The 13,930-nt window shown below is 61.0% G+C and carries 13 protein-coding genes and 1 tRNA gene; 3 read left to right on the forward strand and 11 right to left on the reverse strand.

Translation table 11 applies throughout. The features are described 5' to 3' along the window. Positions 1-65: 65 nt before the first annotated feature. On the forward strand, positions 66-944 hold the full coding sequence (locus V1278_RS30925) for a LysR substrate-binding domain-containing protein (protein ID WP_334367532.1): 879 nt from the start codon (positions 66-68) through the stop codon (positions 942-944). 688 nt (positions 945-1,632) lie between these two features. Here the strand turns inward: V1278_RS30925 and V1278_RS30930 are convergent. The 5 genes from V1278_RS30930 to V1278_RS30950 all read right to left on the reverse strand — a co-directional run bounded on the left by V1278_RS30930 (position 1,633) and on the right by V1278_RS30950 (position 6,868). Continuing rightward, on the reverse strand, positions 1,633-3,228 hold the full coding sequence (locus V1278_RS30930) for a sugar ABC transporter ATP-binding protein (protein ID WP_334383369.1): 1,596 nt from the start codon (positions 3,226-3,228) through the stop codon (positions 1,633-1,635). Between the two features lie 96 nt (positions 3,229-3,324). Then, positions 3,325-4,317 carry a substrate-binding domain-containing protein gene (locus V1278_RS30935; protein WP_334383370.1) on the reverse strand — a complete coding sequence of 331 codons (993 nt, stop codon included), beginning with the start codon at positions 4,315-4,317 and terminating at the stop codon, positions 3,325-3,327. Positions 4,318-4,445: 128 nt separating this feature from the next. Beyond that, positions 4,446-4,940, reverse strand: coding sequence for a hypothetical protein (locus tag V1278_RS30940; RefSeq protein ID WP_334367529.1), 495 nt, complete (start codon positions 4,938-4,940; stop codon positions 4,446-4,448). An 87-nt stretch (positions 4,941-5,027) separates the two neighbouring features. Next, a complete protein-coding gene (locus V1278_RS30945) occupies positions 5,028-5,324 on the reverse strand; it encodes a putative quinol monooxygenase (RefSeq protein ID WP_334367528.1) in 297 nt (98 codons plus the stop codon). A gap of 431 nt (positions 5,325-5,755) precedes the next feature. After that, positions 5,756-6,868 carry an NmrA/HSCARG family protein gene (locus V1278_RS30950; RefSeq protein ID WP_334383371.1) on the reverse strand — a complete coding sequence of 371 codons (1,113 nt, stop codon included), beginning with the start codon at positions 6,866-6,868 and terminating at the stop codon, positions 5,756-5,758. Positions 6,869-7,026: 158 nt separating this feature from the next. On the opposite strand from V1278_RS30950, the gene V1278_RS30955 reads away from it, so the two are divergent. After that, a complete protein-coding gene (locus V1278_RS30955) occupies positions 7,027-7,251 on the forward strand; it encodes a LysR family transcriptional regulator (protein ID WP_334383372.1) in 225 nt (74 codons plus the stop codon). 12 nt (positions 7,252-7,263) lie between these two features. Then, positions 7,264-7,926, forward strand: coding sequence for a LysR substrate-binding domain-containing protein (locus V1278_RS30960; protein WP_334383373.1), 663 nt, complete (start codon positions 7,264-7,266; stop codon positions 7,924-7,926). 396 nt (positions 7,927-8,322) lie between these two features. On the opposite strand, the gene V1278_RS30965 is transcribed toward V1278_RS30960, so the two are convergent. The 6 genes from V1278_RS30965 to V1278_RS30990 form a co-directional block, all read right to left on the reverse strand. After that, positions 8,323-8,398: transfer RNA gene (locus V1278_RS30965), tRNA-Lys, on the reverse strand. A gap of 178 nt (positions 8,399-8,576) precedes the next feature. After that, positions 8,577-9,143: a Spy/CpxP family protein refolding chaperone gene (locus tag V1278_RS30970; protein ID WP_334367524.1), complete on the reverse strand. Its 567-nt coding sequence runs from the start codon at positions 9,141-9,143 to the stop codon at positions 8,577-8,579. A 130-nt stretch (positions 9,144-9,273) separates the two neighbouring features. Beyond that, positions 9,274-10,599, reverse strand: a complete 1,326-nt coding sequence (locus tag V1278_RS30975; protein ID WP_334367523.1) for a TRAP transporter large permease — start codon at positions 10,597-10,599, stop codon at positions 9,274-9,276. Beyond that, positions 10,596-11,171, reverse strand: coding sequence for a TRAP transporter small permease (locus V1278_RS30980; RefSeq protein ID WP_334384299.1), 576 nt, complete (start codon positions 11,169-11,171; stop codon positions 10,596-10,598). The genes V1278_RS30975 and V1278_RS30980 overlap by 4 nt, the downstream gene beginning before the upstream one ends. A gap of 51 nt (positions 11,172-11,222) precedes the next feature. Next, positions 11,223-12,224: a TRAP transporter substrate-binding protein gene (locus tag V1278_RS30985; protein ID WP_334383374.1), complete on the reverse strand. Its 1,002-nt coding sequence runs from the start codon at positions 12,222-12,224 to the stop codon at positions 11,223-11,225. 272 nt (positions 12,225-12,496) lie between these two features. Further along, positions 12,497-13,741: an IS4 family transposase gene (locus V1278_RS30990; RefSeq protein ID WP_334368994.1), complete on the reverse strand. Its 1,245-nt coding sequence runs from the start codon at positions 13,739-13,741 to the stop codon at positions 12,497-12,499. Positions 13,742-13,930 lie beyond the last annotated feature (189 nt).

Consider the following 13,930-nt stretch of genomic DNA (forward strand, 5'->3'; position numbering starts at 1 on the left):
GACCATTGCTGAACGCTGTTACATCGACAAATTGATTTTTTCAGAGAAATAGATAGATTTATTCTATGCGATATACCCAGATTCGCTCCTTCCATGCTGTGGCGACTGCAGGCGGCTTCAATGCCGCGTCGGATGCAGTTCACATCACGCAGCCGACGCTGACAGCCCAGGTCGGCGCGCTGGAGGAGGAGTACGGCGTCGAGCTCTTCATCAAGAAGGGCCGCCGCCGCGAGTTGACCGACACGGGACGGCAACTACTGGCGATTACGTCGCGCCTGTTTGCCGAGGAAGAAGAAGCGGTCGCATTCCTGGAGCAGTCGCGCGAGCTCAAGACCGGTCGGCTTTCGATTGGCGCGGTCGGCCCCTATCACGTCACCGAGATGCTTGCGGCCTTCAATCGCGCCTATCCGGGGATCGAACTCGCCGTGAAGCTCGGCAACTCGCACGAGGTCCTCGATGATCTTCTTGACTACAAGAGCGACATCGCGGTGCTAGCGCACATTGATGAGGACGATCGTCTTCTCACTCTTCCATATAGACGCCATCCAGTCGGCGTCTTTGTGCGCACCGATCATCCGCTGGCGAAGCAGAAGAGCGTCAAGATCTCCGAACTCGAAGGCGAACCACTAATTATCCGTGAGACCGGCTCTACGACGCGACGCGCGTTCGAGCAAGCGCTCGCTAAGGCAAAGATCAAGCCGCGCATCGTCATGGAGATCGGAAGCCGCGAGGCGATCCGCGAAGCCGTCATTCGCGGGTTGGGCATAAGCTACGTCTCCGAAGCCGAGTTCGTTCCAGACTCTTCTCTGCGCCTCATCCCAATCAGTAATGCGGGAATCTTCACCTATGCGCATGTTGTGATCTTGCGGAAACGCGAAACCAGCCGGATCATCCGCGCGTTTCTCGAAGTCGTGCGTAAGACAAAGGTTTCCAATACAAAGTAGCGTCGTTCGAGGTAATTGGGTTGAGCGGGAGTAATTGCCTGGAGAGCACTATTGGCCGAGCAATGACCGCTTTGGCTCAGAAACAGAAGAGGCTTAGCTTGCGCAGGCGACTTGCGTCTCTCGCGCGATAGCGAAGGCTTCCTACACCACGCATTGTTCGCCCACCCCAAGATTCACACATCCGAGGCGGGACTGCGGACCGCACCAGTTTCGCACCAAAAACGATTTGAACAAACCGCAGCGAACGCAACCGAACTCGAATGAAAATGTAGAAGAATCAACGAAGCCGACCATTGTCCTCCCGCTCATAACGGTCTGGTTGCAGGTTCGAGCTCCGCCCGCGCCAGCAATCGCGATTTCAATCAGGCGCGCCTATATTTGGATCATCAGTGCGCACGGACTGCCTGACGTTCGCAAGGTTGACTGACTTACGCTTTGCCCAGTCATCTAAGTTAGGCGGGCGATACTGGGGCACTTCGCGCCGACGATCGAATACCGAGCTGTCAATCGTCTCGTTGACATTCCTAAGGGCCATGACTGATAGCATCTACCCGCGTCGCGAACGAGGGCGAGACCAGACCTGCTGAAATAGTCACTCGCTTCTTAGCGTTGTCTTGCGCATTCCCCAGCCCGCAGACCGCGAGCTCACCAGCACGGTCGCTTGTGGTCGTGGTTTCGGTGGTCATGTTCATCTGCCAACTCGTCGGGAATCAGTGCGGGTCGTGCCCATCACGACAGCCATCAGATCGGTTTGCGCGACGCTGCGCTCGCCAACGATCTTGCCGTCCTTCATGAGCAGCAAACGGTCGCAGAGCAACATCAGCTCTTCCATTTCGGAGGAAGCGACGAGCACCGCTGTCCCCTGTGCCGCCAACTGTTCGAGAAGCTCGTAAATCTGGTGTTTGGCTTCGATATCGACGCCGCGGGTCGGCTCGTCCAACAGGAGCACCTTCACGTCGGCGTTCAAGCACTTGCCGAGGACGACCTTCTGCTGATTGCCGCCGGACAAGGTGCGAACCGGGTCCAGGAGACTCGCCAGCTTGACCGACATGCGCGAGGCGGCTCGCTGCGACAGCTGCGACTGCCTGCGGTACGACAGCAGCGCCACCCCGTGCACGATTTTCTGCATCGACGACAGAACAAGGTTCTCGGAGATGCTCATGTCGAGCACGAGACCTTCCTTCTTGCGATCCTCCGGCGCCAGACCGACTCCCCGCCGGATCATGGCGCGCGGAGATCGGTCCGCCGCTCCCTTGCCGAAGATCTCGATCCGGCCTGTGGCGACCGGGTCGAGGCCATAGACGGCGCGCAACAACTCGGTTCGGCCGGAGCCAAGCAGTCCCGCCAGACCGACAATCTCGCCCTGGCGGACCTCGAAGCTCAGTCCCCCAAGCTTGGTGACGGTGGTGAGTCCGCGCACCTTGAGGGCAATATCGCCTGGCGGCCGCTGCGCACGCTTGCGAGGCGTCGCGCCGCTCGCTTCACCCGTCATGAGCCTCACGATCTCGGCTGTGGGAGCAGCTGCAATCGGCAGGGTATCGATGTGGCGTCCGTCGCGCAGTACGGTGACGCTGTGCGCGATCCGCTGAATCTCGTCCATGCGATGCGAGACATACACCACCGCCACGCCTCGATCCGACAACACGCCGATGGTCCGCAGCAGGATTTCGACTTCCGAGGCCGGTAACGAACTGGTCGGTTCGTCCAGGATCAAAACCCTGGGCTTGAACGACAGGCCGCGCGCGATTTCCACAAGTTGCTGCTGGGCGATCGACAGCTTGCGCACCTTGGCCGCGGGGTCGATTTGCGCACCGAATTCGGCCAGCACGGCAGCGGCCTCGCGATGCACGGCCGGTTGGTCGATGAACCACCCGCGCCGGTGGCTGCGCCAGCGACCGAGCAGGATGTTTTCGGCGACGCTCAATTCCGGCACCAGACTCAGTTCTTGATGTACCGTGGCAATTCCCCGGGCATTGGCGTGCCCGGGCGCGAAGATGTCGATCCGGCGTCCGCCGATCTTGAGCGTGCCCGCGTCGGGCGCTTCGGCTCCGGAGAGGATCTTGACCAGCGTGGACTTGCCGGCGCCGTTCTTGCCGAGCAGCGCCCGCACCTCGCCCGCCGCCACGGCGAAGTTCACGCCCTTCAGGGCTTGCACGCCGGGGTAGGACTTCCTCAGCCCCGCCGATTCGATCGCGCCGACGGCCAACGACGTTTCCGCTCGGAATGCAAGTGGCGTGCGCGTCGAGATCGACGTGACCGCGCTGGTCTTGACCACGCTCGACATCTCCTCCTCCCATTTTTGCCTGTGCTGCGGGGAAGACGCGCGGATCGATCGTCGTCTCGCGGCCGGACACATCCTGCGACCGGCGTCCGCGGGGGCTCACCGGTTGTCGGCGATATACTTCAGTGCCGCGGCCGCACCGCCCTTGCTGAATGTCGGGGAAGGACACAACTGGTAGAAGTCACCTACCGGTCGCTTGCGAGCGGCATTAATGGCGGCCTCCAGACCACGCGCGCCCAAGCAGCGCGGGTCCTGCCCGGTGGTCCAGTGGACGATGCCGTCGGACGACGCGATCAGTTTCGCAATTTGGGTATTGATATCGATGCCAAACACGGCAACCTTGCCAGCCAGACCTTTGGCCTTGATTGCTTGCGCCGCTGCGATGATCCCGTCCTCGTTCTCGGCAATGAAGACATTGGAGTCCGGATTTGCGGCCAGCATCGAATCCGCGATCGGGCGGGCCTTGTCGACCACGAAGCCCTCCTGCTCCGCCAGGATCTTGACGTCCAGGCCGGCGAGTTGCTCGTTCAGTCCTTTGCGCCGCTCCTTGCAGACGTCATAGCACTCGCAAGTCAGCATCAGGATCTTCGCCTTGCCGCCCAGTTCGTCCCTGATGTAGGCCGCGGCTTGCTTGCCCGTCGTGACGCCGAGGATCGTATTGTCGCTCTTGACGAAGGCTTGCGCCAGCTCCTTGTCCTCCGGGGCGTTGACGCAGGTAGTGTAGCAGATGACCGGAATGCCGGCGGATTTGGCGAAACGCAATGCCGCCAACGAGCCGGTCGGCGAGACCGCCGACACAAGGATCGCGTCGACCTTGCGGGTGATGAAGGTCTGGATGAACTGCGCTTCCTTGGTCGCGTCCAGGTTCGCGTTCTGGATGATCACATTGGCGTTGTGCTTTCTCGCGAAATCCTCGATCCCCTTGCGCGCATGGGCGAAGTGAGGATTGGGAAACAACTCGATCACACCGATCGTCAGCGGCTTGTCCGCTTGCGCCAACGCAGCCGTTGCGGCACCAAGCGCGACGACACCCGACAAGCCCCGCAACATCCCGCTTGCGATCGCGCGCAATGACCTTGATCTCGCATTCATCCGCGTCCCCTCCCTTCTTGAACTCTGCCGTCACCGGCAAGTGCTTCTTGTTTAGATCGAACCCAACGCAGCCAGTGGTGCGTCTATTCGTGGTTGGCTTCGTCACGGTCCGTGTATTGAGCGACTAGTCACGCCGTCTCGAACTGCCGGTAGGCCTCGGGATCGAACCACTCGAGCCCCGCCTTGAGGAAATTGTTTGGATCCACGGCCACCCCCTGACGCTCTTCGAAGGCGGAGTGAAAGTTCAACTCGAACTGGATGCCGTTCGGGTCGTAGGAGAAGAGTTGCCAAAGCGGGAAACCGGGCACGGACCGCTCGCGGTAGGGAATGCCCAGGATCCGACAGCGCTCGCGCGTCTCGCCAAATCCGTAGGCCGACAGCGCGATGTGATCGATGGCTCCGCTGCCCGTCGGTATGCGCCCGTCGTTGCCGAGAGCCGCCGAGCCGGTGTAGATGTGGAAGATCGAGCCGCCGTATGGCGTGTTGAGCTGCATCCAGTAGCCCGGAAACTCGAAAGGCGGCCGTGGCGACTCGGCCATGCCGAAAACCTGTTCGTAAAAGCGCTTGGTCGCTTCGGGTTTGCCGGTCTTGATGGCGATGTGAAAGAGGCTGGTGGCTGGCATGACTGGCTCCGGCGTATGTGGTGACGGTCGATAGGAGGGCGCAGGGTCGCTTCGTGTGGCTCGATCGTGTTGGCTGGCGGCGCAGGCTCAACTACCCGGGCGCACCAGATGGCCCTTGAAGATTTGCCAGTACTCCGTCATCTCGCCCGCCACCGCCCTGAAGCGCGCCACCTGCGCCGACTCCATGTGCCGTTCCCAAAGGGCGCGGCTTTCCCATAACTCGGTGAAGACCCAACTCTGCCCGTCCTCGGCTTCGTTCATCTCGTAGCGAAGGCAGCCTTCTTCGGCGAGCGTGGGGAGCAGCAACGACTTGAGGATCGGGCGCACCTCGTCGGCCTTGCCGGGCTTGGCCTGTGCGCTGCCGATAATGACGAGGGTGGACATGGATGAATGCTCCTGATGGTTCGTTTGGAAGAGAGGCCACACTTGCGTTTTGTGCAGGCAGCCGCGAGACGGCCCCGCCGGGTTGCGTTAGTCTCGCAAGACGATGGCAGCGACCGATGTGGGTTCAACGGTCCGGGGTTGTCTTGTTGCGAGCATCACTTGATGATCGCGGCCGATCTGGAATCGGGGGCATCGCGTTGTCTCCTCCTGCAGGAGCGCCATGTGCTTCACTCGCGCTTTTTTTTGGCGTTGCGGGCCGGTGAAATTTCCGTTGCTCCGAGCCATATTTCAAATCGCAAAAATTTTTGGCTACCATCCATCTGATGGATAGCAAGCGCCTCATCCTCAATCTTCTGGTCGCACCGGCGGCGTTCTTGGTGGAGCAGATCATGACAAAGGCGCCGCTGGCCTGCCTGGCCAGCCAGCGGTCGTCAGTGCCAAGTTGGGTCGTCTAAGGGACGATGAGTTCGATGACAGAGTCGCGGCTGATGGCGCCGCGGTGCCGTGGCGCCCTCCCGCGTCGACGACGCAGTGTCGCCGCTGTCACGTGGTGCAAGCTCGGCGCGGTCGGGCTCAGGCGCCGCGCCATACGACAGCCAGTCGCCTTGCCAACTACTGCGCTTCAGGAATTGCTCCCAGGTCAATGCATGCGGATCGATTTTCCGGCTCCATGTCAGGTCGCGCTCCGGGGCGTAATAGCCATACTCGACGGCATACTCCACCATCCCCACCAACTCGCGCACGAGATGCTCGTCGGTCGCAAAACTCGGAAAGTGGCGCAGCAGATCTTCGCGCGAGTAAGCGGAGGCATAACGTGCCCGCTGCCCGGTGACGCGCACAAACGTGTCTACCATGTCCTGGGCCGAGAGAAACTCGCCGATGACCGGCAAGGTCTTGCCGGCATATTGCGTCGGGTGGTCGAAAATCTCGCGCACCGCCGGCCCGGCCGCGGTGAGCGGATCACAGAACGGCATGGGGATGTGCGGCGGCAAGTATATGGCAAACGTTATGCCGTCGTCCCCGCGCTGCGGCACATAATATTCAAGGAAGTTGGTGTAGAAGAACGCCAGGTACACGAACGAGCTGCGAATGGGCAGGCTGCGAATATAGTCTGCCACCTTCGCCTTATCAGTAAAGTGCGGCGCCCACTTGGTGCCGCCGGTGCGCGCTTCGACATTTTCAAGCCCGCTGAAAACCACGTGCTCGACGCCAGCGGCGAGCGCCGCATCGGCCAATTCCTTGCCGAGGGTAAACTCAGGTTCGGCGGGCGGTACCTTGACGATGGCCGGAGTCATCAAGAACGCCCCCGCCGAACCGCGCATGGCCGCGGTCAGCTCGGCCTGCATGCCGGGTTGAAGCGGCGCGACCACGACTTCGGCACCCTTCTGCGCCAGGATTTGCGCGGGCCGGCTATCGCGTCGCCGGGTCAGGGCGCGCACCCGGTAGCGCCCGCGGTCGAGCAAGGCCTCGGCGACACTTCGGCCTTGCTTGCTCGAGGCGCCGACAACAGTGATCAGGGGTTTGGAGGTATCGGCTTGGATCATCTGCTTCTCCTGGTTTGAGAGCTAGGCGGTTTCCGCGCGATCTCCTTCCACCAAGCTGGCAAAGCATGAGCGTGGCGACCATCTGCCCTAAGCCACGAAGTATCGGCCGCTCAGAGCTATATTTGAAATCGTGGAAGTGTTCGGCTACTATCCATCCAATGGATAGCAAGCGCCTTGACCTGAATCTGTTGGTCACTCTGGAGACGTTGCTGGTAGAGCAGAACGTGACGAAGGCGGCCGTCCGCCTGCATCTGAGTCAACCAGCGGTCAGCGCTCAGCTAAACCGTCTCAGGCATGAGTTCGATGACCTGCTGTTAATCCCTGCACAGCGAGGGATGACCCCGACCGCCAAGGCAATCGAACTGCTCGACCCATTGCGCTAAGCCCTCGACCAGGTGCGCGCAACCCTTGCCACGCACAGAAACTTCGACCCTGTCAAAGCCAAGCTAACCGTCACCATCGCCTGCACAGACTATTTGCAGGCAGCGGTGGTGAAACCGCTCGTCGTGGAACTCAGGACGCGGGCGCCCGGAGTTCGCGTAGCCCTGCGCAATCTGGACATGCCGCAGTTGGAGGCGCAGATGGCACGCGGTGATGTCGACCTGGTGCTCATGACGCCACAAGTGGCGCCGCCTGGTCTTCGTACGAGGCACTTGTTCGACGAGCGCTACGTGCTGATCGGCCGCCGGAAGCATCCACGACTACGAGATGGAATCACGGTCGAAGAATTTGCCAAACTGGAGCATGTGGTCGTTTCGCTTGGCGACGGCAGTTTCGTGACACCAGTCGATAGCGCGTTGGCTGCTCTCGGACACAGGCGCAATGCAGTGCTGTCCGCGGCTTCATTCTTGTTCGTTCCTGAAATCGTGTCCGGCTCGGATTTCGTGGCCCTGGTTCCGGAACGGCTAGTACGTGACCGTGCCGACAAGCTCAAGGTGATGGACTGTCCGTTCCCCGTGGAAGGGTTCGCGGTCGGGATGGTATGGCACGAGCGCAGTCACGGGCACAGCGGCCAGCACTGGGTCCGGGAGACTATCGCCTCACTGATCAATGCTTAGGTCAGGCCAGCAGCCGAATATTTCGCGCTGTATTTCTACTCGCTCGCCATTGACGACGAACTAGGGGCCCGATCCGGCCTGCATCGTACAATATCGCGGATCATCGCAGGATATCGCAGCTTGGCGCCCCTTAGGGGAATCGAACCCCTGTTTCAGCCTTGATAGGGCCAAGTCTGAACCGTTTGGTGGTCATCGCAAAGCGAGTTCGGCGATGAAAGACACTTTCACCTTGTCGCCCCCGGGCCTGGAATGATCGACCTCGCGGCGGCCCGTGTGCTCCTATCCCGATCACATTGTAGAGAGCGGACTGCTCGACCGGTCGAAAAAACACCGTTTGAAAAACTGTTTTAATTCGGCCTTCTCAAACGGTTTCTCTGGCTAAGTCCTTGCGAGGCTTGGTGGGCGCACCAGGGCTCGAACCTGGGACCCGCTGATTAAGAGTCAGCTGCTCTACCAACTGAGCTATGCGCCCGGATGTTTTAAGTCCGGCAAGCCTTCGCGAGAGGGCGTCGTTTAGCAAAGCGATCCCGGGATGTCCAGCAAACTGGGCGGAGTTTTCCCGGGCTTTGGCTGAGAGCCGGAACGGCGAAAAGCCGCTGGATTTCAGCGGCTTTTGCCCGTGTTCGGATCGGGCGCCGATCAGGGGCGCCTCAGAGCCGTTCGGGGCCACCCCGGTCCGGGCCGCCGTCCCGCTCATACCTGTTCCGGTCATAGTCGCGATGGCGATCGAAGTCGCGGTCCATGCGCCAGTGCTCGCGGTGCCGCCAGCCTTCCCTGCCCCGGTCCATACGGGTCAGGACGGCAAGCCGGCGTTTCTGGCTGTCATCCAGCGTCTTGTAGAGCGGGTCGGCCGCGTCCGCGATCTTCTTCATCGCGGTAGCCGTTGCCGACATGGTCTCGGCGCGCTCGCGCAGCCGCGTCACCGGATCATCCGGCCCCTGCTGGCTGGAATCGTCCCGCATCCGCGCATTGGCGCGATCGATCCTGAGCTTGGCGAGCTCCCGGACCGCGGCCTCGATCGGCGGCCACAGCTTTTCCTGGTCGGCCGTCAATTTGAGACCGGCATGGACGGCCGCGATCCGCGCATCGGCATACGCCGCCCGATCCTCCGGGCTCATTCGCATATGGCCGTAGCCCCAATGGCGGTGCTGGGCATAGACGGCGGTCGAGCCGGCGATGGCAAGAACCGCGACGGCGGCGATGGTGAATTTCCTCATGCGAACCTCCTTGAAAGGTTGCATGAAGATGATCCTGCGCCAGTCGGCGTTCAACTTAAGGATTGGCAAGGGAGGCTTCCCTTACCAAGATGTAATGTGACACCGTTTGATCCACCGCAATGCGATATTGCTAGAGCATCCCCAACGCACGCGGCAGCCACAACGAGAGCTCCGGCACGTAAGTGACGACGCCGAGGAAGATCAGCATGGTCAAAAGCCATGGCCACACCGCGATCGTCAGCTCGGTGATGCCCATCTTGGCGATGCCGGAGGCGACGTAGAGGTTGAGCCCGACCGGCGGATGGCACATGCCGACCTCCATATTGACGACCATCAGGATGCCCAAATGCACCGGATGGATACCGAGCTTGACCGCCACCGGAAACAGGATCGGCGCCATGATCAGCACGATCGAGGACGGCTCCATGAAGTTGCCGGCGAGCAGCAGCAGCACGTTGACGATCAACAGGAAGATAATCCAGTTGACGCCGACCGAGGTGATCCAGTTTGCGATGTGCTGCGGAATGTTTTCATTCGCCATCAGGAACGAGAACAGCACCGCATTGGTGATGATGTAGAGGATCATCGCGCTCATATTGGCAGAGCCGAGCAGCACCTTCGGCACATCCTTCAGCGACATGTCGCGATAAACGAACACCGCAATGACGAAGGCGTAGACCGCGCTGATCGCGGCCGCCTCCGTCGGCGTGAAAATGCCGGCGTAGATGCCGCCGAGCACGATCACGATCAGCAGCAATCCCCACATGCATTTGCGGAACGCCGCGAAGCGTTCGCTCCAGCTCGCGCGCTGCAGCCGCGGATAATCGTTCCTCCAGGCGCGGTAGAAGGTGGTCAATCCAAGCAGCGTCGCCAGCATCACGCCGGGGACGACGCCAGCCATGAACATCTGGCCCACGGAAGCCGACGATACCCGCTGGCCGGCGGGATCGAGCGCGATGCTGCCGCCGGTGGCCACGCAATAAATCACCATCACGATCGACGGCGGGATCAGGATGCCGAGCGCGCCGGAGGTGGTGATGACGCCGGCACCGAAGCGCTTGGGGAATCCCTGCTTCACCATCGCCGGCAACATGATCGCGCCGATCGCGATCACAGTCGCGGGCGACGAGCCGGACACCGCGGCGAACAGCGCGCAAGCCATCACGCCGGCAAGCCCCAGGCCGCCATACCAGTGCCCGACCATGGTGGTCGCGAAATTGATCATGCGTCTGGCGACGCCGCCATGGGTCAGGAAGTTGCCGGCGAGAATGAAGAACGGGATCGCCATGATCTCGAAATTGTCGATGCCGGTGAACAGCTTTAGCGCCACCGATTCGGTCGGCACATTCGTCATCGTATAAATGAACGTGAGCACGGTGAGACCGAGCGCGATCGAGATCGGCATGCCGGTCAGCATCAGCAGGATCAGCAGTCCGAAGATGATGAAGGAGGTCATCGCGTCACCTCCGCGACGCCGGCACCGGGCGCATCGACGTCGACGCCCTCGACATGAGCATGGTCATGGTGCGGAAGTTCGCCCGTGAAGAAGTAGCGATACGCGACCTGCAGAAAGCGGAAGCACATCAGATAGGAGCCGAGCGGAATGCAGAGATAGACGAACCAGCTTGGGATCTCGAGGTCGGGCGACACCTGATCGGTGTAGTAAAGCCCGTAGACGAAATGCGCGCCCATGGTGCCGATGACGGCGGTGAAGAAGGCCCCGCAAAGCAGTCCGAACAGCACGATCGCGTTCTTCCAGGGCGATTTGATCTGGTTGACCACGACGTCGACGCCGACATGGATGCCGGTGCGGACGCCATAGGCGGCGCCGAACTTGGCGACCCACACGAACATGTAGATGCAGAGTTCCTGCGCCCAGGACAGGTTGATCGGGAACAGGATCGGAAACAGGAAGGGGACGCCGAGCAGATAGCGGTGGCAGACGGCGAGGAAGATGATCAAGGTCGCGAGCGCCATCAGCGTCGCGATCAATATCTCCTCAAGCCGGTCGAGGATGCGAAGCAGTATCAATGTCCCCCCTTCAGGTCAGGCTTGGCACGGAAGCCCGACAACGTCGTCTCAGTTGGTTGCGCCCTTCGCTTCCTTCATGAACTCGTCGATCAGCCCCTGGCCGACACGACCGGCGACGTCTTTGTAGACTGACTCCATCGCCTTGCGCATGGCCGAGTCCTGTTCCGGCGTCAGCTTGATGATCTCGCTCTTGCCGGTCTTGACGATCTCGGCGAGCGCGTCGTCGTTTTCCTTTTGCGACTGACCGTTGCCGTAGGCAGTGGCTTCCTTCATCGCCTTCTCGCACTGGGCACGGACGTCGGCCGGCAGGCCATCCCAGAACTTCTTGTTCACAACCACGATGTAGCCGATATAGCCGTGATTGGTGTTGGTGATGTATTTCTGCACCTCGTGCATCTTCTGGGTATAGATGTTCGACCAGGTGTTCTCCTGTCCGTCGACGACGCCCGTCTGCAGCGCCTGATAGACTTCCGAGAACGCCATCACCTGCGGGACCACGCCGAGGCCACGGAACTGGGCTTCCAGGACCTTCGAGGACTGGATGCGGAATTTCAGGCCGCGATAGTCGGCCGGCGAAATGAGCTTCTTGTTGGCGCTCATCTGCTTGAAGCCGTTGTCCCAGTAGGCGAGACCGATCATGCCCTTCGGCTCGAGCAGCTTGAGCAGCCTGGTGCCCAGCGGTCCGTCGGTGACCTTACGCACCGTGGCGAGGTCGGGCAGGATGTAGGGAAGATCGAACACCTCGAATTCCTTGACGCCGATGGGGCCGAATTTGGCGTTCGAGGGCGCCAGCATCTGCACCGCGCCGAGCTGCAGCGCCTCCAGCTCTTCCTTGTCCTTGTAGAGCTGCGAATTCGGATAGACTTCGACCTTGACCTTGCCGTTGGTGTATTTCTCGGCCAGTTCCTTGAATTTCTCCGCCGCGAGCCCCTTCGGCGTGTTGGTCGCCACCACGTGGCTGAATTTGATCACGATCGGCGACTGCGCCGCGGCCGGTCCGACCAGAGTCAATGCCGCGATCGATGCCGCAGCCAAAATCAGTTTGCGCATATGTCCTCCCAGACTTTTTTGCCGAACGCGAATGAGACGTTCCGCTGCTTGCATGCCAGTTGCATCAATACAGACAAGCCTGCCGAATTGCCATTGCCCGTTAGCAGGGGCCCCTACCGGGATTTGCTGCGCTGCAAAATCGGCCACTCGTCGTCCCTGCGAACGCAGGGACCCACAGGCACAGCTGCTGATCGTTGAGGGAAAGTCGTCGACCATCCGCGCAACACAACATCCGCCGCGGCGTATGGGTCCCTGCGTCCGCACTAGGGCATCTACACGCTTGCCGGGCCATATACGAGGAGTTGGAAGCGAGCCATTCCCATGTGGAAGGTGATTGGTCCAGGTGGGCGATGAGAGGCGTAACCGGTCCATCCGCCGAGCTTTGCGATGATCCATGCCGCCCAGGCGACAGTGTTGGGGCGATGGTGGTTCTTCTGGAGCTCGGTGCGGCCTTTCAGGGTTTTGTTGATGGCCTTGAGCGCTTCGATCTCGTCCGGCGTGAACACAAATTCGACCTGCAATTGTTCGCCGCCATTGCGGGCTTGAACGAGCTGGATGACGATACATGCTACTCTGGTGGCGATCGCCACGAGTTTGATCAGGCCTTCAGCACTGTCGAGCTGACTATCCTCGATGCGCAGACCCTGGCTCTTCAGCGAGCGAAAGAGCTGTTCGATGATCCAGCGCTGCTTGTACCAGGAGACGATCCGCCAGGCATCGGCGGCGGTGACGACCGGATGAGTGGTCAGGAGCAACCAATGAATGGGCTTGGCGCTCTTCGGGGGGTGCAACTCGACGACCTCCACGAAGCTGACTTTGACGCCCTGTGGCAGGTCTTTCACGCCGGGGCGCTGCGGTCGTTTGAGCACAACGGTTCCGAGGCGCATGGAGAGGTGGGCCTGGCGACCGTGGCGATCCATTCGCTTTGGTAGATCGATCACCGCCTTGTCGCAGAAGCGGGCCCGCGCGACCGCCTGATAAAGCGTGCCGCCATCGACCAGCGCATGGTCGTGCATGGCGCGCGACAGGAGGTGGACATTGTCAGCGGGTGTCAGCGACCAGTGAGCAAAGAAATCCCCCTCGCGGTCGTTGACGACGGTGATCATACGAGCAGCGACCAGAACCTCGCAGCCTTGCTTAGCCGTCGTCACCCAGCGCGCCGATTCCTTGTCGGCCAAGGCGCGCTTCTCGTGAGCGATCCTGGCCTTGCGCTTGCGCGTCCACACCTCACCGCCGGTGAGCCCGAGACAGACCCCGCTATCGGCATCGACCGCCATCATGGCATGCAGCAGCACGCCGCGAGCATTGCCTTTGCCGACCTTGCCCAAGTCGCGCCGATGTCCCGGACGAGTGTGGAAGTTGATCTCGCTGGTGTCCTGGATCGACAGCACATGACGCCCGCTGACCGCCATCGACGTCTGCAGGCTCCAGCCTTCAATCAGCTTGTCGATCGTGACTTGCGGATTGTTCACAAACCGCCAGAACGCCATGTTCGCGGCCCAGTTGCCCTGCGCCATCTGGCGCAAACAGACACTGCGCGTGCAAAGCATAGCCCGGAGAAGCGCCGCCCCCTTTTATCGAGGCGAACGTCTCCAAACTTACCCAGGGACAAATCCGGTTCCTGCTGCATCTCTGGCGCTCCTTCGAATCAAAGCGCCAGAGAGAGAATCATACAAAACGCTGCGGCGAACGCACATCATGCCGCC

Source organism: Bradyrhizobium sp. AZCC 1577 (genome assembly GCF_036924575.1).
Lineage (GTDB): Bacteria > Pseudomonadota > Alphaproteobacteria > Rhizobiales > Xanthobacteraceae > Bradyrhizobium.

Coding starts and splice junctions, on each gene's coding strand:
- V1278_RS30975 (WP_334367523.1), bottom strand. CDS start 10,599: ATGACCTCCTTCATCATCTTCGGACTGCTGATCCTGCTGATGCTGACC.
- V1278_RS30950 (WP_334383371.1), bottom strand. CDS start 6,868: ATGATCCAAGCCGATACCTCCAAACCCCTGATCACTGTTGTCGGCGCC.
- V1278_RS30925 (WP_334367532.1), top strand. CDS start 66: ATGCGATATACCCAGATTCGCTCCTTCCATGCTGTGGCGACTGCAGGC.
- V1278_RS30930 (WP_334383369.1), bottom strand. CDS start 3,228: ATGTCGAGCGTGGTCAAGACCAGCGCGGTCACGTCGATCTCGACGCGC.
- V1278_RS30935 (WP_334383370.1), bottom strand. CDS start 4,317: ATGAATGCGAGATCAAGGTCATTGCGCGCGATCGCAAGCGGGATGTTG.
- V1278_RS30990 (WP_334368994.1), bottom strand. CDS start 13,741: ATGGCGCAGGGCAACTGGGCCGCGAACATGGCGTTCTGGCGGTTTGTG.
- V1278_RS30970 (WP_334367524.1), bottom strand. CDS start 9,143: ATGAGGAAATTCACCATCGCCGCCGTCGCGGTTCTTGCCATCGCCGGC.
- V1278_RS30940 (WP_334367529.1), bottom strand. CDS start 4,940: ATGCCAGCCACCAGCCTCTTTCACATCGCCATCAAGACCGGCAAACCC.
- V1278_RS30985 (WP_334383374.1), bottom strand. CDS start 12,224: ATGCGCAAACTGATTTTGGCTGCGGCATCGATCGCGGCATTGACTCTG.
- V1278_RS30945 (WP_334367528.1), bottom strand. CDS start 5,324: ATGTCCACCCTCGTCATTATCGGCAGCGCACAGGCCAAGCCCGGCAAG.
- V1278_RS30955 (WP_334383372.1), top strand. CDS start 7,027: ATGGATAGCAAGCGCCTTGACCTGAATCTGTTGGTCACTCTGGAGACG.